The 24,546-nt window shown below is 55.5% G+C and carries 23 protein-coding genes; 21 read left to right on the top strand and 2 right to left on the bottom strand.

Translation table 11 applies throughout. The features are described 5' to 3' along the window. The first annotated feature begins 97 nt into the window (after positions 1–97). Both ravA and viaA read left to right on the top strand, forming a co-directional pair. On the top strand, positions 98–1,612 hold the full coding sequence (gene ravA, locus ETEE_RS07795) for an ATPase RavA (RefSeq protein WP_034164448.1): 1,515 nt from the start codon (positions 98–100) through the stop codon (positions 1,610–1,612). 1 nt (position 1,613) lies between these two features. Further along, positions 1,614–3,068 carry an ATPase RavA stimulator ViaA gene (viaA, locus tag ETEE_RS07800; protein WP_034164449.1) on the top strand — a complete coding sequence of 485 codons (1,455 nt, stop codon included), beginning with the start codon at positions 1,614–1,616 and terminating at the stop codon, positions 3,066–3,068. A 3-nt stretch (positions 3,069–3,071) separates the two neighbouring features. Here viaA and asnA read toward each other — a convergent pair whose 3' ends face one another. Beyond that, positions 3,072–4,064, bottom strand: a complete 993-nt coding sequence (gene asnA, locus ETEE_RS07805) for an aspartate--ammonia ligase (RefSeq protein ID WP_034164450.1) — start codon at positions 4,062–4,064, stop codon at positions 3,072–3,074. Positions 4,065–4,218: 154 nt separating this feature from the next. On the opposite strand from asnA, the gene asnC reads away from it, so the two are divergent. The 15 genes from asnC (at position 4,219) to glmS (ending at position 19,497) form a co-directional block, all read left to right on the top strand. After that, a complete protein-coding gene (gene asnC / locus ETEE_RS07810; RefSeq protein WP_012850316.1) occupies positions 4,219–4,680 on the top strand; it encodes a transcriptional regulator AsnC in 462 nt (153 codons plus the stop codon). Positions 4,681–4,782: 102 nt separating this feature from the next. Continuing rightward, positions 4,783–5,226, top strand: a complete 444-nt coding sequence (gene mioC, locus ETEE_RS07815) for an FMN-binding protein MioC (protein ID WP_034164451.1) — start codon at positions 4,783–4,785, stop codon at positions 5,224–5,226. A gap of 397 nt (positions 5,227–5,623) precedes the next feature. Further along, positions 5,624–7,513, top strand: a complete 1,890-nt coding sequence (mnmG, locus tag ETEE_RS07820) for a tRNA uridine-5-carboxymethylaminomethyl(34) synthesis enzyme MnmG (RefSeq protein WP_034164452.1) — start codon at positions 5,624–5,626, stop codon at positions 7,511–7,513. Positions 7,514–7,598: 85 nt separating this feature from the next. Next, positions 7,599–8,219: a 16S rRNA (guanine(527)-N(7))-methyltransferase RsmG gene (gene rsmG, locus ETEE_RS07825; protein ID WP_034164583.1), complete on the top strand. Its 621-nt coding sequence runs from the start codon at positions 7,599–7,601 to the stop codon at positions 8,217–8,219. 650 nt (positions 8,220–8,869) lie between these two features. After that, a complete protein-coding gene (atpI, locus tag ETEE_RS07830) occupies positions 8,870–9,247 on the top strand; it encodes a F0F1 ATP synthase subunit I (RefSeq protein ID WP_034164453.1) in 378 nt (125 codons plus the stop codon). Between the two features lie 40 nt (positions 9,248–9,287). Continuing rightward, positions 9,288–10,106 carry a F0F1 ATP synthase subunit A gene (gene atpB / locus ETEE_RS07835; RefSeq protein ID WP_015873047.1) on the top strand — a complete coding sequence of 273 codons (819 nt, stop codon included), beginning with the start codon at positions 9,288–9,290 and terminating at the stop codon, positions 10,104–10,106. Positions 10,107–10,156: 50 nt separating this feature from the next. Beyond that, complete coding sequence (atpE, locus tag ETEE_RS07840; RefSeq protein WP_004093904.1) at positions 10,157–10,396, top strand: F0F1 ATP synthase subunit C; 240 nt, start codon at positions 10,157–10,159, stop codon at positions 10,394–10,396. A 60-nt stretch (positions 10,397–10,456) separates the two neighbouring features. Next, a complete protein-coding gene (gene atpF, locus ETEE_RS07845) occupies positions 10,457–10,927 on the top strand; it encodes a F0F1 ATP synthase subunit B (RefSeq protein WP_012850322.1) in 471 nt (156 codons plus the stop codon). Positions 10,928–10,941: 14 nt separating this feature from the next. Continuing rightward, the gene (atpH, locus tag ETEE_RS07850) at positions 10,942–11,475 is read left to right on the top strand and encodes a F0F1 ATP synthase subunit delta (RefSeq protein WP_034164454.1); all 534 of its coding nucleotides are present in this window, start codon (positions 10,942–10,944) and stop codon (positions 11,473–11,475) included. Between the two features lie 12 nt (positions 11,476–11,487). Next, positions 11,488–13,029, top strand: a complete 1,542-nt coding sequence (gene atpA, locus ETEE_RS07855; RefSeq protein ID WP_034164455.1) for a F0F1 ATP synthase subunit alpha — start codon at positions 11,488–11,490, stop codon at positions 13,027–13,029. A gap of 62 nt (positions 13,030–13,091) precedes the next feature. Beyond that, positions 13,092–13,955 (top strand): F0F1 ATP synthase subunit gamma, encoded by an 864-nt coding sequence (atpG, locus tag ETEE_RS07860; protein ID WP_012850325.1) that lies wholly within the window; start codon positions 13,092–13,094, stop codon positions 13,953–13,955. A 34-nt stretch (positions 13,956–13,989) separates the two neighbouring features. Continuing rightward, entirely contained in the window at positions 13,990–15,372 is a 1,383-nt protein-coding gene (gene atpD / locus ETEE_RS07865; RefSeq protein WP_012850326.1) for a F0F1 ATP synthase subunit beta, read from the top strand. 19 nt (positions 15,373–15,391) lie between these two features. Next, positions 15,392–15,811: a F0F1 ATP synthase subunit epsilon gene (locus tag ETEE_RS07870; protein WP_012850327.1), complete on the top strand. Its 420-nt coding sequence runs from the start codon at positions 15,392–15,394 to the stop codon at positions 15,809–15,811. Positions 15,812–16,088: 277 nt separating this feature from the next. Next, positions 16,089–17,459, top strand: a complete 1,371-nt coding sequence (glmU, locus tag ETEE_RS07875) for a bifunctional UDP-N-acetylglucosamine diphosphorylase/glucosamine-1-phosphate N-acetyltransferase GlmU (RefSeq protein WP_034164456.1) — start codon at positions 16,089–16,091, stop codon at positions 17,457–17,459. Positions 17,460–17,667: 208 nt separating this feature from the next. Further along, positions 17,668–19,497 carry a glutamine--fructose-6-phosphate transaminase (isomerizing) gene (gene glmS, locus ETEE_RS07880; protein ID WP_034164457.1) on the top strand — a complete coding sequence of 610 codons (1,830 nt, stop codon included), beginning with the start codon at positions 17,668–17,670 and terminating at the stop codon, positions 19,495–19,497. Between the two features lie 55 nt (positions 19,498–19,552). On the opposite strand, the gene ETEE_RS07885 is transcribed toward glmS, so the two are convergent. Beyond that, positions 19,553–20,389: a glycosyltransferase family A protein gene (locus ETEE_RS07885; RefSeq protein ID WP_034164458.1), complete on the bottom strand. Its 837-nt coding sequence runs from the start codon at positions 20,387–20,389 to the stop codon at positions 19,553–19,555. A gap of 361 nt (positions 20,390–20,750) precedes the next feature. Here ETEE_RS07885 and pstS point away from each other — a divergent pair, with 361 nt between their 5' ends. The 4 genes from pstS to pstB all read left to right on the top strand — a co-directional run bounded on the left by pstS (position 20,751) and on the right by pstB (position 24,539). Continuing rightward, entirely contained in the window at positions 20,751–21,791 is a 1,041-nt protein-coding gene (gene pstS, locus ETEE_RS07890) for a phosphate ABC transporter substrate-binding protein PstS (RefSeq protein WP_034164459.1), read from the top strand. A 62-nt stretch (positions 21,792–21,853) separates the two neighbouring features. After that, a complete protein-coding gene (gene pstC / locus ETEE_RS07895) occupies positions 21,854–22,825 on the top strand; it encodes a phosphate ABC transporter permease PstC (RefSeq protein WP_095666549.1) in 972 nt (323 codons plus the stop codon). Between the two features lies 1 nt (position 22,826). Continuing rightward, entirely contained in the window at positions 22,827–23,714 is an 888-nt protein-coding gene (gene pstA / locus ETEE_RS07900) for a phosphate ABC transporter permease PstA (RefSeq protein ID WP_034164460.1), read from the top strand. A 45-nt stretch (positions 23,715–23,759) separates the two neighbouring features. Beyond that, entirely contained in the window at positions 23,760–24,539 is a 780-nt protein-coding gene (gene pstB / locus ETEE_RS07905) for a phosphate ABC transporter ATP-binding protein PstB (protein ID WP_015462590.1), read from the top strand. Positions 24,540–24,546: the final 7 nt, after the last annotated feature.

A 24,546-nucleotide genomic window follows, 5' to 3' on the forward strand; every position in this document is an offset into this window, starting at 1 on the left:
GAATATCTCCCCGATGGCCGTGAATGAAAATAAAAGCTGGTCATACAGGTTATAAATGGATACAACAAAATCATCCATGTCATGAATAGAGAATATTATGACGCAACCTCGCCAATTGGCCGAACGTATTTCACGACTGAGCCAGGCGCTGGAGTCCGGACTGTATGAACGGCAGCAGGCGGTACGCCTGTGTCTGCTGGCGGCGCTGTGCGGCGAAAGCGTCTTCCTACTCGGGCCCCCGGGCATTGCCAAGAGTCTGATCGCCCGTCGGCTTAAGTTCGCCTTTCGCAATGCGCGCGCCTTTGAGTACCTGATGACCCGTTTCTCCACTCCGGAGGAGGTATTCGGCCCCCTCTCTATTCAAGCCCTAAAAGACGAAGGGCGCTACCAGCGCCTGACCCAGGGCTACCTGCCAGAAGCCGAAATCGTCTTTTTGGATGAGATATGGAAAGCGGGCCCGGCCATTCTGAATACCCTGTTGACCGCCATCAACGAACGCCGTTTCCGTAACGGTGATCGGGAAGAGGATATCCCGCTGCGCCTGCTGGTTACCGCCTCTAACGAGCTGCCGGACGCCGACGGAGGGCTGGAAGCGCTATACGACCGTATGCTTATCCGCCTATGGCTGGATAAAGTGCAGGAAAAGAGTAATTTTCGAGCATTGATCAATAGCCATCAGGATGAAAACGCCAATCCGGTTCCCGACAGTCTCAGCATCGACGGCGATGAGTTTCAACGCTGGCAGCAGCAGCTGAGCGGAGTCGCACTGCCGGATAACGTCTTTGACCTCATATTTCAGCTGCGCCAGCATATCGACACGCTGGAAAATGCGCCCTATATCTCCGATCGGCGCTGGAAAAAAGCCGTACGCCTGCTGCAGGCCTGTGCCTTTTTCAGCGGCCGCGACACCGTCGCCCCCCTCGATTTGATCCTGTTGAAAGAGTGCCTGTGGCACGATCTTTCCTCACGCCAGCTGCTGAACCAGCACATCCAGCAGATCCTGACACAGCAGGCCTACCGGCAGCAGGCGCTGCTGCTGCAGATCCAGCGGCTAGAGGGGCAATGGCTGCAAAGCCAACGAACATATCAGCAGAGCCGCGCGCTGACGCTACGGCATAAATCCGCACTGTTTAACCACCGGGCCCACTATACCCTGCCGGCGGAGCTCACTGCGCCACAGCTCACGCTGCTACTGCTGCAGCCGCTGCGTCTGCACGATATGCAGGTCACCCACCTCAGCGTTGAAACCGCGGCGCTGACCCGCTGGCTGCAAAAAGGCGGCGAACTGCGGGCCCGCCTCAACGGTATCGGCTTTGCCCTGGCCGTTGACGTCGCAATTAATTCACAGCATCAGCTGGAGATCCGCGATATCAGCCATCAACCCAGTCTGCTGAGTCTGCCTGACGGTACGCATCAGCAGGCGGATCCCGCCATTCTGGCCGGTCTTGAGGAGATAAGGCAAACGCTGCGCCAGCAGCGCCAACAGTTCGCCGGGCAGCAGCCCTGCCTGTTTGTCTGCCGCGAGTGGTTGGCTCAGATAGAGGCCAGCCTACTGGAAGTGGATGAGCAGATTAATGCTCTAGCCGCTCGGCTGCAGGGAGAAACCCTCTGACATGCCGTCACTTGAGGCCGTCGAAGCTTTTCTCGTCATGAATGAAAGCGAGCTGCTGCAGGACTTTCTGGTCGGGCTGATGGCGGCCCCCCAGCTAGCGATCTTTTTTGAAAAATACCCCCGCCTGCGCAAGCTCATCGATCGCGAATGGCCCGCCTGGCAGCGCCGACTGCGTAAACGGCTCCACGACACCAGCGTGCCCGACGATCTGGCTCAAGAATTTACGCTGTATCAGCATCAGCTCCTGCTGGGCAGCGGCGAATTCTTCCGCCGCTTACCCTCCACCCTAGCGGCGCTGGATAGCCAAGGCTCTCCGTTTAGCCACAAAGCCCACCAGCTCTGTCCCGATGGGCAGATCACCCACAGCGACAGCTTTCACACGCTGTTTCTACAGCAGTGGCGCCTGAGCCTGGTCGCCCGAACGCTGACGCTCCACCATCAGGTGATGGAACAGGAACGAGAGATGCTGCAGCAAGAGCTGCAGCAGCGCATGCAGCTCAGCGGCGCGCTAGAGCCGGTGCTCGTGGAAAATGAAAATGCCGCGGGCCGCCTCTGGGACATGAGCCGTGCGCCGCCGCATCACGGTGACTATCAGCTGCTGGTTCAGTACGGTGACTTCCTTGCCGGCCAGCCAGAGCTGCAGCAGCTGGCTGAACGACTGGGGCGCAGCCGCGCCGCCGATCCCCAGGATCACGCTGACACTCAGCAGGAGATTCGCCGCGTACTGGTACGCGAGCCGGCCGTTATGCCTGAAGAGGTCAGCGGGATCCATCAAAGCGATGAGATCCTACGCCTGATGCCCAGCGAGCTATCGCTGCTAGGGCTCAGCGAGCTGGAGCTGGAGTTTTACCGCCGTCTTCTGGAAAAGCGCCTGATGACCTACCGTCTGCAGGGGGATGCCTGGCGTGAGCAGCAAATTCAGCACAGGGTAACGTACCTCCACCAGCAACAGCAGCCCAGGGGGCCGTTTATCGTCTGCGTCGATACGTCAGGTTCGATGGGAGGATTCCATGAGCAGTGTGCCAAGGCGTTCTGTCTGGCGCTGATGCGCATCGCCCTTGCCGATAATCGCCGCTGCTACATCATGCTGTTTTCTACCGCAATTGTGCAGTATGAACTGACCGCCGACAGCGGCATTGATCAGGCGATTCGTTTCCTAAGCCAGCGCTTTCGTGGCGGAACCGATCTAGCGCGCTGCCTGGCACAAACCTGTACACTGCTGCAGCAGCCGACCTGGCAGCAGGCGGATGCGGTCGTCATTTCCGATTTTATTGCCCAGCGGCTGCCGGAAGAGACACAGGGTCTGATAACCCAGCTGCAAAAACAGAATGGCCACTGCTTTCACGCAGTGGCCATGTCGCCACATGGCAAGCCCAGCATAATGAAAGTCTTTGATTATATTTGGCGCTTCGACAGCGGGATTAAGGGGCGCCTGCTGCGTCGCTGGCGCCATTGAGCCTTAGAGAATCGCCTGCACGCGCTGGCGCATCTCCTGTGGCCATACGCCGCACTGCACCTGACCGATATGTTGCTGCTGCAGCAGCAGCATCACCAGACGGGATTGACCGATGCCGCCGCCGATGGTCTGTGGCATCTCCCCGCGCAGCAGCGACTGATGCCACTCCAGCGCCAGGCGATCCTCATCGTCCGTCAGCGCCAGCTGACGCTCCAGCGCCTTGGCATCAACGCGGATCCCCATGGAGGAGAGTTCAAAGGCATCGCCCAGCACCGGGTTCCACACCAGAATATCGCCGTTGAGCCCACCGAACCCCTCGGCGCCCAGCGAAGTCCAGTCGTCATAGTCCGGTGCGCGGACGTCATGGGCCTGACCGTTTGACAACCGGCCGCCGATCCCCATCAGGAACACCGCGCCCAGCTCACGGGTAATCGCGCGCTCGCGGCCTTTGGCATCCAGATCCGGGTAGCGTCGCAGCAGGGTCTCACTGTGTACAAAATGGATTTCCGCGGGTAAAAACGGCGTTAATCCATACTGCGCGCACACTTCAGCCTCTGTTGTTTTCATCGCGGCATAAATGTGGCGCACCGTATCCTGCAGATAGGCCGGAGTACGCTCCCCATCGCCCATCACGCGCTCCCAGTCCCACTGATCCACGTACACCGAGTGGATCGCAGAGAGACGATCCTCATCGGGGCGCAGTGCCTTCATGTGGGTATACAACCCTTCCCCCGGCGCAAAGTCATACATTCCCAGCGTCTTACGTTTCCATTTGGCCAGGGAATGCACCACTTCAAAGACGTCCTGCGGCAGGTTCTTCACCTTTACCTGTACCGCCTTCTCATGACCGGAAAGGTTATCCTGCGTACCATCGCCCAATCGGCTCAGGATCGGCGCCTGCACTTCAATGAGACCGAGGCGCTGCTCCAACTGACGGGAGAAATGCGCCTTAACAAAGCTGATCTGCTGCTGTTTTTCAATATAGGATTTTTTCATTGTTGTACTCACTGCCTGTCTGTCCTGTTGGTATTGATTAAGCAACAGATGCGACGATGAATTCAATAATCAACAACAAATATTGCCTTATTGGTTTAAATCAATCATTTTATGGCGTCTATAATTGAATTTTGTCTAAATTTGAAGGTAAAAAATGGCAGAAATTTATCCGATCGATAATCTCGATCGCGGCATCCTCAATGCGCTGATGCAAAATGCCCGTACGCCTTATGCCGAGCTGGCGAAAAACTTTAACGTCAGCCCTGGAACCATCCACGTACGGGTAGAAAAGATGAAACAGGCCGGCGTAATTACCGGCGCCTGCATACAGGTCAGCCCTAAGATGTTGGGCTATGACGTCTGCTGCTTCATCGGCATTATCCTCAAAAGCGCCAAAGACTACCCGGCCGCCCTGGCGCGTCTGGAAAGCCTGGATGAAGTGGTCGAGGCCTATTACACCACCGGTCACTACAGTATTTTCATTAAAGTGATGACCAAGTCTATCGAAGCGCTGCAGCACGTACTTATCAACAAGATCCAGACCATTGATGAAATTCAGTCTACTGAAACGCTGATCTCCCTGCAAAACCCGATCATGCGCGACATCAGGCCCTGATCCGGATCGAGTTATCCGCATTCACACCCAGATTATCCACAGCTAGATCCCAGCAAATTCGCAGCGTACAATAGCCCGTCCAAATCATTCGCTGGGATCATCATGGCAAATATCACCGTTATCAGCGGCAGTACCTTAGGCAACGCCGAGTATGTCGCCGAACATCTAGCCGAAAAGTTAACTGAACGGGGTCATGGCGTGCAGGTACTGCACGGTCCGGGTCTGGATGAGCTGCCCCTGCGGGGCATTTGGCTGGTGGTGACATCGACGCACGGGGCCGGCGAGCTGCCGGATAACTTGCAGCCGTTGTTTGAACAAATAGAGACCCAGCAGCCGGATCTCACTGGGATCCATTTTGGCGCCGTCGGCATCGGCAGCAGTGAATATGACACCTTTTGTGGTGGGATCGCGATCGTCGATCGCATTTTGATCGCATTTGGTGCTCAGCGTCTCGGCGAAATGCTCAAGATCGATATTCAGCGCTGCGATATTCCAGAGGATCTTGCAGAGGAATGGCTGATCGCGTGGGAAAAACTTATCCAATAAGTATGTTTTTTGCCCACTTAGACTGTGCATAAGTCTTGTTATAAGCAGTAAAAAACCGGTAGTTATCCAAATAACAAGCCAGAGCCTTTTTTGCGCCTGTGTATAACAACCAATAAAGATCCCAGCTTTTACGGTCTGGGATCACCGATCTTCCACAGTAAATGATCCTGCGTAGTAACTTGATCCTTATTGAGAAATTTGTGTTATCCACAAAGGATCGCGATCCTAATAGAAGATCTAATAAAGAGATCTTTAAATAAAAAAGATCTTTTAAATACTGGGCGGAGGATCCGACGATCCACGTGGGTTGGACCTGCGCCTAAACTTGAGTAGAATCCCCACCCCTAGGCAAATAACGATCGTTGAGAGCCTTTCGGTTAGCGCGAGGTGTAGTACCATGTTTTACCCCGATCCCTTTGACGTCATCATCATCGGTGGCGGCCATGCCGGTACCGAAGCGGCTATGGCCTCTGCCCGTATGGGCCGCCAGACCCTGTTATTAACACATAATATCGATACGCTCGGACATATGTCCTGCAACCCAGCCATCGGCGGTATCGGTAAGGGGCACTTAGTAAAAGAGGTCGATGCTCTGGGGGGGCTGATGGCTCAGGCGATCGATCAAGGCGGGATCCAGTTTAGGATCCTCAACGGCAGCAAGGGACCGGCGGTGCGGGCAACCCGAGCTCAGGCCGATCGCGTGCTGTATCGCCAAGCGGTACGTATGGCGCTAGAGAACCAGCCCAACTTGATGATCTTTCAACAGGCCGTAGAGGATCTGATCGTTGAAAACGATCGCGTCGTCGGTGCGGTTACTCAAATGGGGCTAAAGTTCCGCGCAAAAGCCGTGGTTCTCACCGTCGGCACCTTCTTGAACGGTAAGATCCATATCGGTCTGGAGAACTACAGCGGTGGTCGCGCAGGCGATCCGCCCGCCATCGGACTGGCCCGTCGCCTGCGTGAGTTACCGCTACGGGTAAACCGCCTAAAAACAGGTACACCGCCGCGTCTTGATGCGCGAACCATCGACTTCAGCGTGCTAGCGCAGCAACATGGTGATAATCCGGCACCGGTATTCTCTTTCCTCGGTGAGGCTAGTCAGCATCCGCGCCAGGTACCCTGCTATATCACGCATACCAATGAACATACCCATGAGGTGATCCGCAGTAACCTGGATCGTAGCCCGATGTATGCCGGGATCATCGAGGGGATCGGCCCTCGCTATTGTCCATCGATCGAAGATAAGGTGATGCGCTTTGCCGATCGTAATGCGCACCAGATCTTCTTGGAGCCAGAGGGTCTGAGCAGCAATGAGATCTATCCAAACGGGATCTCAACTAGTCTGCCGTTTGACGTTCAGATGGCCATCGTACGGTCGATGGAGGGGATGCAAAACACCCGCATTGTGCGTCCGGGCTATGCGATTGAGTATGATTTTTTCGATCCGCGGGATTTGAAACCCACCCTGGAGAGCAAATACATTCAGGGGCTGTTCTTCGCCGGTCAGATCAACGGTACGACTGGCTATGAAGAGGCGGCGGCGCAGGGCCTACTAGCAGGCCTGAACGCTGGACGCTGTGCCGCCGATTTAGACGGCTGGGCACCGCGTCGCGATGAGGCATACCTTGGCGTGCTGGTGGATGACCTGTGTACCCTGGGCACCAAGGAGCCCTACCGCATGTTCACCTCACGCGCGGAGTACCGCCTGATGCTGCGCGAAGACAACGCCGACCTGCGTTTGACCCCTATCGGCCGTGAGCTGGGGCTGGTTAACGATGTGCGCTGGGCGCAGTTTAACCAGAAGCTGGAGAATATGGAGCGTGAACGTCAGCGTCTGCGCGATACTTGGGTACACCCGCAGGCTGAGCAGGCGGCTGAGGTGAATGCGCTGTTAAAAACCCCGCTGTCGCGCGAGGCCAGCGGCGAGGATCTCCTGCGTAGGCCGGAGATGGATTACGCTACGCTGACCTCGCTGTCTCCGTTTTCCCCACCGCTAGCGGATCGTCAGGCGGCTGAGCAGGTTGAGATCCAGGTTAAATACCAAGGATATATTGCCCGTCAGCAGGACGAAATTGAAAAGCAGCAGCGGAATGAAAATACGCTGCTGCCAGCCGACTTGGACTATCGTCAGGTCAACGGCCTGTCCAACGAGGTGATCGCGAAACTTAATGACCATAAACCCAACTCTATCGGTCAGGCATCGCGGATTTCAGGCATTACGCCCGCGGCGATCTCTATTCTGCTGGTGTGGCTGAAAAAGCAGGGAATGCTGCGCCGCAGCCTGTAGCTACGCGCCCATTGGCCGCTGCCCGGCGGCCATTCTTCGCGACCGGCCGTCTTTACGACGGCCGGCTTTGATTGAGGTATATACCGTGAATAAGCAACTGGACACGCTGCTGGCGCAGGCCGGCATTTCGTTAACCGATCAGCAAAAACAACGGCTGCTGGGCTACGTATCCCTGTTGGATAAGTGGAATAAGGCCTATAACCTGACCTCTGTACGCGATCCTCGCGATATGCTGGTACGCCATATCATGGACAGCATCGTTGTTAACCCTTATCTGCAAGGGCAGCGGTTCATCGACGTGGGAACCGGGCCGGGTCTGCCGGGGATCCCTCTGGCCATCGTGCGCCCTGATGCTCACTTCACGCTGCTGGATAGCCTGGGTAAGCGGGTACGTTTCCTGCGTCAGGTTCAACATGAGCTGCACCTGGACAATATTGAGCCGGTGCAGAGCCGGGTCGAGGCGTTTGTCGCTGAGCCGCCTTTTGACGGTGTGATTAGTCGTGCCTTTGCCTCTCTACTGGATATGGTGTCTTGGTGTCGCCACCTTCCCGCCGCGCACCGCGGACGTTTTTATGCCCTGAAGGGCGCGGTTCCTCAGGATGAGCTGCAAAATCTGCCGGCCGGCGTTAGCGTGGAACAACTGATCCGCCTGCAGGTGCCAACGCTGGACGGGGAACGCCATCTGGTGGTACTAAAATCCGATTAATTTTGTTTTTTGTCAAAAAAAGCTAAAAAAACCATTGCATAGCAAGTGAGCGGATCAATCTTTAATAGCTTGAATCATTTGTAGACGTATATTTTATTTGTTTACTATCTGTTTACAATATTTGCGTGATGATCCGCGTGCCAGCGGGGAGGGAACTCGGCGGCGATCGCCCTCTGCCCTTGCTTTTTTGCCGTATTGTTTTCTGGTTATGGAGGGGGCTAGAAGGGGGGAGCGATATGTCAACAGGCTGTTTCCATTTGGTTTTGAGCTATAGATTGATGAGTTAATCGACTAACTTTATGATTTTAAATGTCTATATTCGCAATATTGGTTAAAAAACAGTCTTAACGCTATGGTATATTGGCTTTTTTGCTGCTTTATTCTGTGATCATCCATCAGAGTAAAAATGTAAGATTGGAATTGTGTTATGTATTGGCTAAAAAGGATATTTCGTCGATTCTGTGTGTTCGGTGATAAATCGTGAAAATATTTAAATTACTATTCACTTTTTGGCTACTTATACATTGAATTTGTAGGGATGCACCGTATAATTTTCACGTTTTTCTGGCTTGACTCAGCCTCGTAAAGGCAGTTTTATTACGTCACTCAAATCAGCATACCTCCTGGGGGGTACGGAGAGAGCAAACGTCATGTCTGGAGCGCTTTATGGCGGGAAGATCGCACGTAACTTGCTGATTCTACAGCTAGTGACCTTTGTTCTATTCAGTATCTGCCTATCGATAAAATCGGTAGGCTGGGGATGGTCCGCACTGTTGGGCGGGCTTTCCGCCTGGTTACCCAACGCCGTGTTTATGCTGTTTGCCTCGCGTTCGCGGGCCGAAGCGCGGGCTGAGGGGCGTATTGCTTGGGCATTCGCTCTGGGCGAGGCGCTTAAAATGGTCTGCACGATAGCCCTGCTTATCGTGTCGCTGGGGTGGTTTAAGGCGGTTTTTCTTCCGCTTGGCCTGACTTACATTGCGGTGCTGGTGGTGCAGGTAGCAGCGCCGGCATTTATAAGTCGTAATTAAAACAGTTACCGTATTAACTACTTAAAGGGTAAGAGGCATCATGTCTGCAGGAGAAATCTCTACGCCACAAGAGTACATCGGTCACCATCTGAACAACCTTCAGTTGGATCTGCGTACTTTTGAGCTGGTGAATCCGCACGATGGCCCAGCATCTTTCTGGACGCTGAACATCGACTCCATGTTTTTCTCTGTGGTTCTGGGCCTGATCTTTTTGGCTCTGTTCCGTAAGGTCGCCAAGAATGCAACCAGCGGTGTGCCGGGTAAGTTTCAGACCGCCGTTGAGCTGATTATCGGCTTCGTCGATGGCAGCGTGCGCGACATGTATCACGGTAAGAGCAAGCTGATCGCACCGCTGGCCCTGACCATCTTCGTCTGGGTCTTCCTGATGAACCTGATGGATCTGGTTCCCATCGATTTCCTGCCGTATATCGCTGAGCACTGGATGGGCCTGCCTGCGCTGCGCGTGGTACCGTCGGCGGATGTCAATATCACCCTGTCGATGGCGCTTGGGGTGTTTATCCTGATTCTGTTCTACAGCATTAAGATGAAAGGGGTAGGGGGCTTCGTTAAGGAGTTGACCCTGCAGCCGTTCAATCATCCTGTCTTTATTCCCGTCAACCTGATTCTGGAAGGCGTCAGCCTGTTGTCCAAGCCGGTCTCCCTCGGTTTGCGACTGTTCGGTAACATGTATGCCGGCGAGCTGATTTTCATCCTGATTGCCGGTCTGTTGCCGTGGTGGTCACAGTGGTTGCTCAACGTTCCATGGGCTATTTTCCACATCCTGATTATTACGCTTCAAGCCTTTATCTTCATGGTTCTGACGATCGTCTATCTGTCGATGGCGTCTGAAGAGCACTGATTATTTTTAACAACACTACTGCGTTTAACTGAAACAAACTGGAGACTGTCATGGAAAACCTGAGTATGGATCTGCTGTACATGGCTGCCGCTGTGATGATGGGCCTGGCGGCAATCGGTGCTGCGATCGGTATCGGCATCCTGGGTGGTAAATTTCTGGAAGGCGCCGCGCGTCAGCCTGACCTGATCCCGCTGCTGCGTACACAGTTCTTTATCGTAATGGGTCTGGTGGATGCTATCCCGATGATTGCGGTTGGTCTGGGTCTGTACGTCATGTTTGCCGTCGCGTAAATGGGGTTTTCCCCGTTAACGCCAACCAAACCGATTAACTAATTTAAGAGGCATTGTGCTGTGAATCTTAACGCAACAATCCTCGGCCAGGCCATCGCGTTTGTCCTGTTCGTCTGGTTCTGCATGAAGTATGTATGGCCGCCGCTTATGGCCGCCATAGAGAAGCGTCAGAAAGAGATTGCTGACGGTCTCTCTTCCGCAGAGCGTGCGAAGAAAGATCTGGACTTGGCGCAGGCCAATGCGACCGACCAGCTGAAGAAAGCCAAGGCTGACGCACAGGTGATCATCGAGCAGGCGAACAAGCGTAAGTCTCAGATCATCGATGAGGCGAAGGCTGAAGCAGAACAGGAACGTGCCAAGATCGTCGCGCAGGCGCAGGCTGAAATCGATGCCGAGCGCAAGCGTGCCCGTGAAGAGCTGCGTAAACAGGTCGCCATGTTGGCAATCGCCGGTGCCGAGAAAATTATTGAACGTTCCGTGGATGAAGCTGCGAACAGCGACATCGTCGATAAACTGGTCGCTGAACTGTAAGGAGGGAGGGGCCGATGTCTGAATTTATCACGGTAGCTCGCCCCTACGCCAAAGCAGCTTTTGACTTTGCTGTTGAGCATAACAGCCTGGATCGTTGGCAGAATATGCTGGCGTTCAGCGCTGAGGTGACCCGCAATGAAAGCGTGGCCGAAATGTTGTCCGGTGCCTTGGCTCCGGAGACCCTTGCGGCATTTTTCATTGATATTTGCGGTGACCAGCTCAATGAATCCGGTCAGAACTTCATTAAAGTGATGGCGGAAAACGGACGTTTACAGGTTATTCCTGACGTGCTGCAGCAGTTTATTGCACTGCGTGATGCGATGGAAGCGACGGCAGATGTGGAAGTCACCTCTGCAGCGCCCCTGACTCAGGCGCAGCTGGATAAAATCAGCGCCGCAATGGAACAACGTCTGTCACGTAAAGTGAAGCTGAATTGCAAAATTGATAAGTCTGTATTGGCCGGCGTGGTTATCCGCGCGGGTGACCTGGTGATCGATGGCAGCATTCGCGGCCGTTTGGATCGCCTGACAGACGTCTTGCAGTCTTAAGGGGACTGGAGCATGCAACTGAATTCCACCGAAATCAGCGAACTGATCAAGCAGCGCATTGCTCAGTTCGACGTGGTGAGCGAAGCTCACAACGAAGGTACAATCGTCTCCGTGAGCGACGGGATTATCCGCGTTCACGGTCTGGCGGACGTCATGCAGGGCGAAATGATCGCGCTGCCGGGCAACCGCTACGCTATCGCACTGAACCTGGAGCGCGACTCTGTGGGTGCGGTAGTGATGGGGCCCTACGCTGACCTGGCCGAAGGCATGAAGGTCAAGTGTACCGGCCGTATTCTGGAGGTTCCGGTAGGCCGTGGTCTGCTGGGCCGCGTGGTTAACACCCTGGGTGAGCCGATCGACGGTAAAGGTCCGGTCGAGCATGACGGGTTTTCCGCCGTTGAAGCCATCGCCCCGGGCGTTATCGAGCGTCAGTCGGTCGATCAGCCGGTACAGACGGGCTATAAGTCCGTGGATGCCATGATCCCGATCGGTCGCGGTCAACGTGAGCTGGTCATCGGCGACCGTCAGACCGGTAAAACCGCGCTGGCCGTCGATGCCATCATCAACCAGCGTGACTCCGGCATCAAGTGTATCTACGTTGCCGTAGGTCAGAAGGCTTCTACCATCGCTAACGTGGTGCGTAAGCTGGAAGAGCACGGTGCGCTGGCTAACACCATTGTCGTCGTGGCCTCGGCCTCTGAATCCGCCGCCCTGCAGTATCTGGCGCCGTACGCCGGCTGTGCGATGGGTGAATACTTCCGCGATCGCGGTGAAGACGCGCTGATCATCTATGATGACTTGTCCAAGCAAGCAGTCGCCTATCGCCAAATCTCCCTGCTGCTCCGTCGTCCGCCAGGCCGTGAAGCATTCCCGGGCGACGTATTTTACCTCCACTCCCGTCTGCTGGAGCGTGCAGCGCGCGTTAACGCTGAGTACGTCGAGACTTTCACCAAGGGTGAGGTCAAGGGTAAGACGGGGTCACTGACGGCGCTGCCGATCATTGAAACCCAGGCAGGTGACGTTTCCGCGTTCGTTCCGACCAACGTAATCTCGATTACCGATGGCCAGATCTTCCTGGAGTCTAACCTGTTTAACGCCGGTATCCGCCCAGCGGTAAACCCGGGGATCTCCGTATCCCGCGTGGGTGGCGCGGCGCAGACCAAGATCATGAAGAAACTGTCCGGCGGTATCCGTACCGCACTGGCGCAGTACCGCGAACTGGCGGCGTTTTCTCAGTTTGCCTCTGATCTGGACGACGCGACCCGCAAACAGCTGAGCCACGGCCAGAAGGTGACTGAGCTGCTCAAGCAGAAACAGTATGCGCCGATGTCCGTTGCTGCGCAGTCGCTGGTGCTGTTTGCCGCTGAGCGTGGCTACCTGGAAGACGTCGAGCTGGCGAAGGTTGGCGGCTTCGAAGCGGCGCTGATGGCTTACGTTGATCGCGAGCACGCCGACCTGATGCAACAAATCAACCAGACCGGTGCTTATAACGACGAGATCGAAGGTAAGCTGAAAGGCATCCTCGATACCTTCAAAGCAACCCAGTCCTGGTAATAGCCTTACGGCCTGCCGGCAGTAATACGGTGGGCCGTAAAAGGTTTTGAGGAGAAGCAGAGATGGCCGGCGCGAAAGAGATACGTAGCAAGATCGCCAGCGTGCAAAACACGCAAAAGATCACGAAAGCGATGGAGATGGTCGCCGCCTCCAAAATGCGTAAAACGCAGGATCGCATGGCGGCCAGCCGTCCCTATGCAGAAACCATGCGCAAAGTGATTGGTCACCTTGCGCTGGGGAATCTGGAATACAAACACCCGTACCTGGAAGAGCGCGATATTAAACGCGTGGGGTATCTGGTGGTTTCTACCGACCGTGGTCTGTGCGGTGGCCTGAACATTAACCTGTTCAAGAAGCTGCTGACAGAGATGAAAGAGTGGAACCAGAAGGGCGTGGATATCGATCTCGCGCTGATCGGCTCCAAGGCAGTCTCTTTCTTTGGGTCCGTGGGCGGCAACGTTGTCGCTCAGGTCACCGGCATGGGAGATAACCCCTCCCTGTCCGAGCTGATCGGTCCGGTGAAGGTGATGCTGCAGGCCTATGATGAGGGCCGTCTGGATCGCCTGTATGTGGTGAGCAACAAGTTCATCAACACCATGTCCCAAGAACCACAGGTCCTTCAGCTGTTGCCGCTGCCTAAGGCAGACGATGCAGAGCTGAAAAGGAAATCATGGGATTACCTGTATGAACCGGATCCGAAGGCGCTGCTGGATACCCTGCTGCGTCGCTATGTGGAGTCACAGGTTTATCAGGGCGTCGTGGAAAACCTGGCCAGTGAGCAGGCCGCGCGAATGGTTGCTATGAAGGCGGCAACCGATAACGGCGGCAACCTGATCAAAGAGCTGCAGTTGGTCTACAACAAGGCTCGTCAGGCCAGCATCACCCAGGAGCTCACCGAGATCGTCTCGGGCGCTGCTGCGGTTTAAGAGCTAGGTTTACGAATTACGTAGAGGATTCAAGATGGCTACTGGAAAGATTATCCAGGTTATCGGCGCCGTGGTGGACGTGGAGTTCCCGCAGGATGCCGTGCCGAAGGTGTATAACGCACTGGAGGTAAAAGGCGGTGCCACTAAACTGGTACTGGAAGTTCAGCAGCAGCTGGGCGGCGGCGTCGTTCGCTGTATTGCAATGGGTTCTTCTGACGGCCTGCGTCGCGGGCTGGACGTAGAAGACCAGAATCACCCGATCGAAGTCCCGGTGGGTAAGGCAACGCTGGGTCGTATCATGAACGTACTGGGCGATCCGGTCGACATGAAAGGCGAGATCGGTGAGGAAGAGCGCTGGGCTATTCACCGCGCGGCGCCGAGCTACGAAGATCTGTCCAACTCCCAGGAGCTGCTGGAGACGGGCATCAAGGTTATCGACCTGATCTGCCCGTTCGCTAAAGGCGGTAAAGTGGGGCTGTTCGGGGGCGCCGGCGTAGGTAAGACCGTCAACATGATGGAGCTTATCCGTAACATCGCTATTGAACACTCCGGCTACTCGGTTTTTGCCGGCGTAGGTGAGCGTACCCGTGAGGGTAACGACTTCTACCACGAGATGACGGACTCCAACGTACTGGACAAAGTGTCTCTGGTCTACGGCCAGATGAACGAGCCGCCGGGAAACCGTCTGCGCGTGGCGCTGACCGGTCTGACCATGGCTGAGAAGTTCCGCGATGAAGGCCGCGACGTTCTGCTGTTTATCGATAACATCTACCGCTATACCCTGGCCGGTACCGAGGTGTCCGCACTGTTGGGCCGTATGCCGTCAGCGGTAGGTTATCAGCCGACGCTGGCAGAAGAGATGGGCGTGCTGCAGGAGCGTATTACCTCCACGAAAACCGGCTCTATCACGTCTGTTCAGGCGGTATACGTCCCTGCGGATGACCTGACTGACCCGTCGCCGGCAACCACCTTTGCGCACTTGGATGCGACCGTAGTTCTGAGTCGTCAGATCGCCTCTCTGGGTATCTATCCGGCCGTTGACCCGCTGGATTCCACCAGCCGTCAGCTGGATCCGCTGGTGGTGGGTCAGGAGCACTATGACACCGCACGCGGCGTGCAGTCCATTCTGCAGCGCTATCAGGAACTGAAGGATATCATCGCTATTCTGGGTATGGATGAGCTGTCTGAAGAGGACAAGCTGGTTGTGGCCCGTGCGCGTAAGATCCAGCGCTTCCTGTCACAGCCGTTCTTCGTTGCGGAAGTGTTCACCGGTTCTCCTGGCAAGTACGTTTCGCTGAAAGACACCATCATGGGCTTTAAAGGCATCATGAACGGTGACTATGACCATCTGCCGGAGCAGGCGTTCTATATGGTGGGTTCTATCGACGAAGCCGTGGAAAAAGCCAAGAAACTGTAACGCCTGATAGGAGGGTGATATGGCTATGACTTTCCATCTGGATGTGGTCAGCGCGGAGCGTCAGATGTTCTCTGGGCTGGTGCAGAAAATCCAGGTGACGGGTAGTGAAGGTGAGCTGGGTATCTACCCGGGGCACGCTCCGCTGCTTACTGCCATTAAGCCTGGCATGGTGCGTATCGTTAAACAGCATGGAGAGGAGGAGTTTATCTACCTTTCCGGCGGCATCCTTGAGGTGCAGTCCAGCGCGGTTACCGTACTGGCCGATACCGCTATCCGTGGTCAGGACCTCGACGAGGCGCGTGCGATGGAGTCGAAGCGTAAAGCAGAAGAACACATCCGCAGCTCGCACGGCGACGTTGACTATGCTCAGGCATCTGCAGAGCTGGCCAAGGCGATTGCCAAACTGCGCGTAATCGAATTGACCAAAAAAATGATGTAAGCAGACGACGGTAAAAAACCTCTCCCCGGCGGAGAGGTTTTTTTTATCGTTAAAAAAAGCGCTCTCCCTGGATATTCGCTGCGCAATTGTTGGGCTAATCGCGCGAAAAAGCGCATTGGCGAAGAGAGTGTTTGCCCCCCTCCTGCCAAGTTATCTATCATCATCTTATCCCCGCAGTACATCTGGCCTGCGCGCGTTTTGAGTAGAGAAATATGTAGTAATCCCGCCGCTTAACGGGTTTACTTTACCCCATCAATTTGAATGGATCAGATTGCTTATGTCGACATCTCCATTAAGCGTGGTCATCCTTGCCGCCGGTAAAGGAACCCGCATGTATTCCGATCTTCCTAAGGTGTTGCATCCGTTGGCAGGCAAGCCGATGGTGCAGCACGTTATTGACAGCGCGCTGACGCTGGGCGCCCGTCAGGTACATCTGGTATACGGTCACGGCGGCGACCTGCTGAAGGCCCATCTGTCTGGCCAGCCGCTGAACTGGGTGCTACAGGTTCAGCAGCTGGGCACCGGCCATGCCATGCAGCAGGCGGCGCCTGATTTTTCCGACGATGAAGATATCCTGATGCTATACGGCGATGTGCCGCTGATTTCGGCCGCGACGCTGCAGCGCCTGATCGCGGCGAAGCCCCAGGGGGGAATCGGTCTGCTGACGGTAAAACTGGACGACCCGAGCGGCTATGGCCGCATTGTGCGTCATCACGACAGCGTGGTGGGGATCGTCGAACATAAGGACGCCAGCGAATTGCAGCGTCGTATCAATGAGATCAACACCGGCATTCTGGTGGCCAACGGCGCGGATCTGAAGCGCTGGCTGGCCCGTCTGGATAACAACAATGCTCAGGGTGAGTTCTATATTACCGATATTATCGCCATGGCCCATCAGGAAGGGCGGCAGATTGCGGCAGTGCATCCCGAACGCCTGAGCGAGGTGGAGGGGGTTAACAACCGCCTGCAGCTTTCCACCCTGGAACGAGCCTATCAGCAGCAGCAGGCGCAGCGTTTGCTGCTGGCTGGCGTAATGCTAACCGATCCGGCACGCTTCGATCTGCGCGGTGAGCTGGTGCACGGGCGCGATGTGGTGATCGATACCAACGTGATTATCGAAGGCAAAGTGACGCTGGGAGACCGAGTTCATATCGGTAGCGGCTGTGTGCTGAAGGATTGCCAGATCGCCGATGATAGTGTGATTAGTCCCTATACGGTGATTGAGGGTGCCCGGCTGGCACAGGCCTGTACCGTGGGGCCCTTTGCCCGTCTGCGCCCCGGCGCCTGCCTCGATGCGGAGGCTCACGTGGGTAACTTCGTTGAAATGAAGAAGGCATACCTGGGGCGCGGCTCTAAGGCGGGCCATCTGAGTTACCTGGGCGATGCGGAGATCGGCGCTGGGGTGAATATCGGCGCAGGGACTATTACTTGTAACTATGATGGTGCCAATAAACACCAGACGGTGATCGGTGATGACGTCTTCGTTGGTTCAGACAGTCAGCTGGTGGCGCCGGTTACCGTTGGCCGTGGTGCGACGATCGCGGCCGGTACGACGGTAACCAAAAATGTGGGTGACGGAGAGCTGGTGCTCAGCCGGGTGAAACAGGTGCAGCTCAGCGGCTGGAAACGGCCGATGAAGAAAAAATGATCGCGATCGCTGCGACCTAACGGCCGCAGCGGTTTTTCCCTGTGCCCCGATGAGGGACACAGGGAAAAACATAATAACGATCCTGCTAAAGGGATCAGCCCCACTCTCTACAAGGCTCGGGGCAGCGGTGCACAGCGCCGTTTATCAATCAGATCGATACGGGCATCGACAGACCGCTGCGGCGGTTTGGCTATAGGAATCAAACCTTATGTGTGGAATTGTTGGCGCGGTAGCGCAGCGAGATGTGGCAGAGATCCTGCTGGAAGGGTTACGTCGTCTGGAATACCGCGGCTATGACTCTGCGGGTCTGGCGGTCGTAGACGCTCAGGGACATATGCAACGTCTGCGTCGTGTAGGCAAGGTCAACGCGTTAAGCGACGCGGTTGCCCTGTCTCCGATGGTCGGCGGCACCGGTATTGCCCACACCCGCTGGGCAACCCATGGTGAGCCGAACGAGCAGAATGCGCATCCCCATGTCTCCGGCCATATCAGCGTAGTGCACAACGGCATTATCGAAAACCACGAGACGCTGCGCGCGCAGCTGATCGAGCGTGGTTACCGCTTTACCTCCGAGACGGATACGGAGGTGATTGCGCACCTGGTGAACTGGGAACAGCGCCAGGGAGGCTCCCTGCTGGAGGTTGTTAAGCGGGTCATCCCACAGCTGCGCGGTGCGTATGGCACGGTGGTGATGGACAGTCAGCACCCGGAGGCGCTGGTCTGCGCCCGCTCGGGCAGCCCGCTGGTGATTGGCCGAGGGATGGGGGAAAACTTTCTGGCCTCCGATCAGCTGGCGCTGCTGCCGGTCACCCGCCGCTTTATATTCCTGGAAGAGGGCGATATTGCCGAGATAACCCGCCACAGCGTGACGATCTTTGACGCCGACGGTGCACCGGCGGCGCGTGCCGAAGTTGAATCCAACGTGCAGTATGACGCCGGGGATAAGGGGGCCTATCGCCACTACATGCAGAAAGAGATTTACGAACAGCCGCAGGCGATCAAAAACACCCTTGAAGGGCGCTTTAGCCACGGTCAAATCGATCTGCAGGAGCTGGGCGAGGCCGGAGAGCGCCTGCTGTCACAGGTTGAGCATATCCAAATTATCGCCTGCGGAACGTCATACCACTCCGGTATGGTTGCCCGCTATTGGTTTGAGGCGCTGGCCGGCATTCCCTGCGATGTGGAGATCGCCTCTGAATTCCGCTACCGTAAGTCAGCCGTGCGTAAAAATAGCTTGATAATAACGCTGTCTCAGTCAGGTGAAACGGCCGATACGCTGGCGGCGCTGCGCCTGTCCAAGGAGATTGGCTACCTGGGTTCGCTGGCGATTTGTAACGTAGCCAGCTCCTCGCTGGTGCGTGAGTCAGACCTGGCATTGATGACACGCGCCGGTACCGAGATCGGTGTAGCCTCAACCAAGGCCTTCACTACGCAGCTGACGGTATTGCTGATGCTGGTGGCGCGTATTGGCCGTCTGCACGGTATGTCTGCGGAGGCGGAGCTGGAGATTGTCCATGCCCTGCAGGCGTTGCCTAATCGCATTGAGCAGATGCTTTCGCTGGATCGCAGCATTGAGGCGCTGGCCGAAGACTTCCTGGATAAGCACCATGCGCTGTTCTTAGGGCGCGGCGATCAGTATCCGATCGCGATGGAAGGGGCGCTGAAGCTGAAGGAGATCTCCTATATCCATGCCGAGGCCTACGCCGCCGGTGAGCTGAAGCATGGTCCACTGGCGCTGATCGACTCCGATATGCCGGTGGTGGTGGTGGCGCCGAATAATGAGCTGCTGGAGAAGCTAAAGTCCAATATTGAAGAGGTACGCGCCCGCGGCGGTCTGCTGTACGTTTTCGCCGCCCAGAGCGCCGGGTTTAGCGAAAGTGAAGGGATGCGTATTATCGCGCTGCCGCACGTAGAAGAGGTGATTGCACCGATTTTCTATACGGTGCCGCTACAGCTGCTCTCCTATCATGTCGCCCTGATCAAGGGGACCGACGTCGATCAGCCGCGTAACCTGGCTAAGTCGGTTACCGTAGAATAAAGCGCGATCGTGAGATATCAGGGGATGCCTCGGCATCCCCTTTTTATTGAGGGGATTAGCGAGAAAGGGTGGACGATAAATAGCGTAGCCACCATAGCGGCTTCCACCAGCGTTTTTCTGCTGGCAGCGTCGTTGGAAATACACTGTGGCGGTAGATAATCTTCCATTCAAAATTAAGGAAAATGCGGCTATGGCCATATTCATCGCCATATGTTTCGCACTCTTTTCGCTTTTGCAAGTCGACAGGCGTATTGGCTGATAAATCGCGACTCAGGCTATGGTAGCTTTTTTCACGATCGAGCACTCTCTCGTGGCAAATAATTTTCTTTGGCAGATATTTTTGTCGAGAACCATGATATTTATGATATTTAACAAAACGGTAATCCTCTGCGCCGTAGTTACCGGCAAACTCTTCGTCATAGCCAAAGTGGCGAAAGAAACGCGCTCGCGACATAAAAAATAGATTAGAATGGCCTTTGTACCGTCCCTGCTCAGGGCTTGTTCTGTATATCTTATAGAAGTTACGCCCGGGATTTCTCGCGTTGATCAGGTACTCAAATGTTTCGGCCGGCAGTTCGTGATCCAAATCGGTCAGCAAAATTTTATCAGACTTTGCATAGGTAACCCCCAGGTTGCGTGCGCCAGCCTGATTCCATTTAATATCCTCGGTTATCTTTAACCAAGTAATATTCAAGTCAAAACTGCCAATATCGTAGGTTATCGGGGAGCCATCATCGACAATAATAAACTCCACCGCGCTGCGGATGGATAACGGTAAATTTTCATACTTTCGCAGCAGTGAAAAGACAGATTCAATACTTTTCTGATTGCAGTAAAAGTGTGTCACATAAGACAGTTTAATATGTTGTTTGTCATTGTCTTGGTGAATCATTTAGCGGTTATCCTGTGAGCATAGCCATGAGGTGAGCGATTTTGCCCATTATCACACGGATAGTGGTTAATATCACCAACGATAGTAATATGTATTTGTTGTAGCTCGCAATTTTTAATATATCGTCATACGCGATTTATCTGAGGGCGCTGCGTTTTCTGCTGGCCGTCGCGCAGATGACCGCCGCGCTGACGACGGAACCCGCGGCCTATCGTGCGGCGTACGCCCTGGCCACTGAGTTGTCATAAAACTGTCATAATCCATACATTTTACTGTCATCAAACTGCCTTATTTTGCTACCTGCACCATACTTGATCCGATCGTTCATACGTTAGATGAATAACACTTCCCTGGAGGGAATATGAAACTGATGCGTACCGCTGTCGCCGGGATTGTCGCGGCGACCGTCTCCCTGAGCGCCATGCCTGCCTTTGCGGCGGAGAGCTTGACCGGTGCCGGTGCCACCTTCCCTGCGCCGGTTTACGCCAAGTGGGCTGACTCCTATCAGAAAGAGACCGGTAATAAAGTAAACTATCAAGGCATTGGCTCCTCTGGCGGCGTGAAGCAGATCATTGCCAACACCGTTGACTTCGGTGCCTCCGATGCGCCCCTGAGCGAAGAAAAGCTGGCGGCAGACGGCCTATTTCAGTTTCCGACGGTTATCGGCGGCGTGGTGATGGCCGTTAACCTGCCGGGCATTAAGTCCGGCGAGCTGACGCTGGACGGTGAAACGCTGGGCGATATCTACCTGGGTAAAATTAAAAAGTGGAACGACGCGGCGATTGCCAAGCTGAACCCGGGCGTTAAGCTGCCGGATCAGGCGATTGCCGTGGTGCGTCGCGCCGATGGCTCGGGCACCTCGTTTGTCTTTACCAGCTACCTGAACAAAGTCAACGCACAGTGGAAGAGTGACGTCGGCGCCGGATCTACCGTTAACTGGCCGACGGGGCTGGGTGGAAAAGGTAACGATGGTGTTGCCGCCTTTGTACAGCGCTTGCCTGGCGCCATCGGCTACGTCGAGTATGCCTATGCCAAGCAGAATAAGCTGGCCTACACCAAGCTGATCTCCTCCGAAGGGCAGGCGGTCAGCCCGACGGAGGTCAGCTTCAGCAATGCGGCGAAAGGCGCTGACTGGAGTGCGTCTTTCGCCCAGGATCTAACGAATCAGCCCGGCGATAACGTATGGCCGATCACCTCGACCACCTTCATTCTGGTTCACAAGGAATCCAGCAAGCCCAAGCAAACGGTGGAAGTGCTGAAGTTCTTCGATTGGGCCTACAGTAAAGGCGCCAAGCAGGCCAACGATCTGGACTATGCGACCCTGCCGGCGTCGGTGGTGGAGCACATTCGTACCGCCTGGAAAAGCAGCGTTAAGGACAGCGGCGGCAACGCGCTGTACTGATCGCTTTTTGGCACGCACCGTACGGTGCGTGCCGTACCGTGACCGTTGAAGAAGAGATACGCATGGCTGATTCGCCTTTGTCTAATAAACAGCCGATGATAAAAGCGCCGAGTAAGCTTGGTGACGTCATTTTTGGGGCGCTGGTCAAACTGGCGGCCCTGATTACGCTATTGCTGCTGGGGGGGATCATCGTTTCGCTGATCGTCGCCGCGCTGCCCAGCATGGAGAAGTTTGGCTTTGCGTTCCTGTGGAGCAAAGAGTGGGATGCGCCCGCGGAGCAGTTTGGCGCGCTGGTGCCTATCTACGGCACGCTGGTTACTTCCCTTATCGCGCTGATCATCGCCGTTCCGGTCAGCTTCGGTATTGCCCTATTTTTGACGGAGCTGGCGCCGGGATGGCTACGTCGTCCGCTAGGGGTGGCGATTGAGCTACTGGCGGCGATCCCCAGCATCGTTTACGGCATGTGGGGGCTATTTATCTTTGCCCCGCTGTTTGCCGAGTATTTTCAGATCCCGGTGGGCAACGTGCTTTCCGGTATTCCCATCGTCGGTACCCTGTTTTCCGGTCCGGCGTTCGGTATCGGCATCTTGGCGGCGGGGGTGATCCTGGCGATCATGATCATCCCCTATATTGCGGCGGTGATGCGCGATGTGTTTGAGCAGACGCCGGTCATGATGAAAGAGTCCGCCTACGGCATTGGCTGTACCACCTGGGAGGTGATCTGGCGTATCGTCCTGCCGTTCACTAAAAATGGGGTGATCGGGGGCGTTATGCTGGGGCTGGGGCGCGCGCTGGGGGAGACCATGGCGGTTACCTTTGTCATCGGCAATACCTACCAGCTCGACAGCTTTTCACTGTATATGCCGGGCAACAGTATTACCTCGGCGCTGGCCAATGAGTTTGCTGAGGCGGAGTCCGGGCTGCATACCGCGGCGCTGATGGAGCTTGGGCTGATTCTATTTGTGATCACCTTCATCGTGCTGGCGTTGTCCAAGCTGATGATTCTGCGTCTGGCGAAGAACGAGGGGCGTTAATATGGCAATGATGGACGTACAAAATCCGCAGAAGCTGGCGGAATCCCGTCGCCGCATGCAGGCCTGGCGCCGCCAGAAAAACCGTATTGCGCTGTGCCTGTCGATGGGCACGATGGCCTTTGGCCTGTTTTGGCTGGTGTGGATCCTGCTATCCACCTTTACCCGTGGCCTGGACGGCATGTCGCTGGCGCTGTTTACCGAAATGACGCCGCCGCCGAATACCGAAGGCGGCGGTTTAGCGAACGCCATCGTTGGCTCCGGGCTGCTGATCCTGTGGGCGACGGTGATCGGTACGCCGCTGGGGATAATGGCGGGCATTTATCTGGCGGAATACGGCCGCAACGGCTGGTTTGCTAACGTGACCCGTTTTATTAACGATATCCTGTTATCTGCGCCCTCTATCGTGGTCGGGCTGTTCGTCTACACCATTGTGGTGACTAAGATGCAGCACTTTTCCGGCTGGGCCGGGGTGATCGCGCTGGCACTGCTGCAGGTGCCGATCGTTATCCGTACCACGGAGAATATGCTAAAGCTGGTGCCGGATAGCCTGCGCGAGGCGGCCTATGCGCTGGGTACACCCAAGTGGAAGATGATTTCAGCGATTACCCTGAAGGCGTCCGTGTCGGGGATTATTACCGGGGTACTGCTGGCCATCGCCCGTATCGCCGGTGAGACGGCCCCCCTGCTGTTTACGTCGCTCTCCAACCAGTTTTGGAGCACCGACATGATGCAGCCGCTGGCTAACCTGCCAGTCACTATCTTCAAGTTTGCTATGAGTCCGTTTGCGGAGTGGCAACAGCTGGCCTGGGCCGGAGTACTACTGATCACGCTGTGCGTTCTGCTGCTGAATATCGTGGCCCGCGTGATTTTTGCCAAGAAAAAACACTAATTTTGGGGCGCTGCCGCAGCGGCGTCGCTAACAGAGAGAAAAACGATGAGTAATGTAGTGACAGACCCGACCAACAGTAAAATTCAGGTGCGCGATCTGAACTTCTATTACGGAAAATTCCACGCGCTGAAGAATATCTCGCTGGATATTGAGAAAAATAAAGTGACGGCCTTCATCGGTCCGTCCGGCTGCGGCAAGTCGACGCTGCTGCGTACCTTTAACAAGATGTTCCAGCTTTACCCGGAGCAGCGCGCAGAGGGGGAGATTTTACTGGATGGCCAGAATATCCTGACCGACAGCCAGGATGTCGCGCTGCTGCGCGCCAAGGTGGGCATGGTGTTTCAGAAGCCGACGCCTTTTCCTATGTCCATCTACGACAATATCGCCTTCGGCGTACGCCTGTTTGAAAAACTGTCGCGTGCCGATATGGATGAGCGAGTGCAGTGGGCGCTGACCAAGGCGGCGCTGTGGAGTGAGACGAAAGATAAGCTGCACCAAAGCGGCTATAGCCTGTCAGGCGGTCAGCAGCAGCGTCTGTGTATCGCCCGCGGTATTGCTATCCGTCCAGAGGTCTTACTGTTGGATGAACCCTGCTCTGCGCTGGATCCTATTTCGACCAGCCGCATCGAGGAGCTTATCACCGAGCTGAAGCAGGACTACACCGTGGTGATCGTGACCCACAATATGCAGCAGGCGGCGCGCTGTTCTGATTACACTGCATTTATGTATCTTGGTGAGCTGATTGAGTTTAGTGATACAGATAAGCTGTTTACCGCCCCTGCGCAGCGGCAGACGGAAGACTATATTACCGGTCGCTATGGCTGATGGTTTT

Origin of the sequence: Edwardsiella anguillarum ET080813, from assembly GCF_000264765.2 — a bacterium.
Classification (GTDB): domain Bacteria; phylum Pseudomonadota; class Gammaproteobacteria; order Enterobacterales; family Enterobacteriaceae; genus Edwardsiella; species Edwardsiella anguillarum.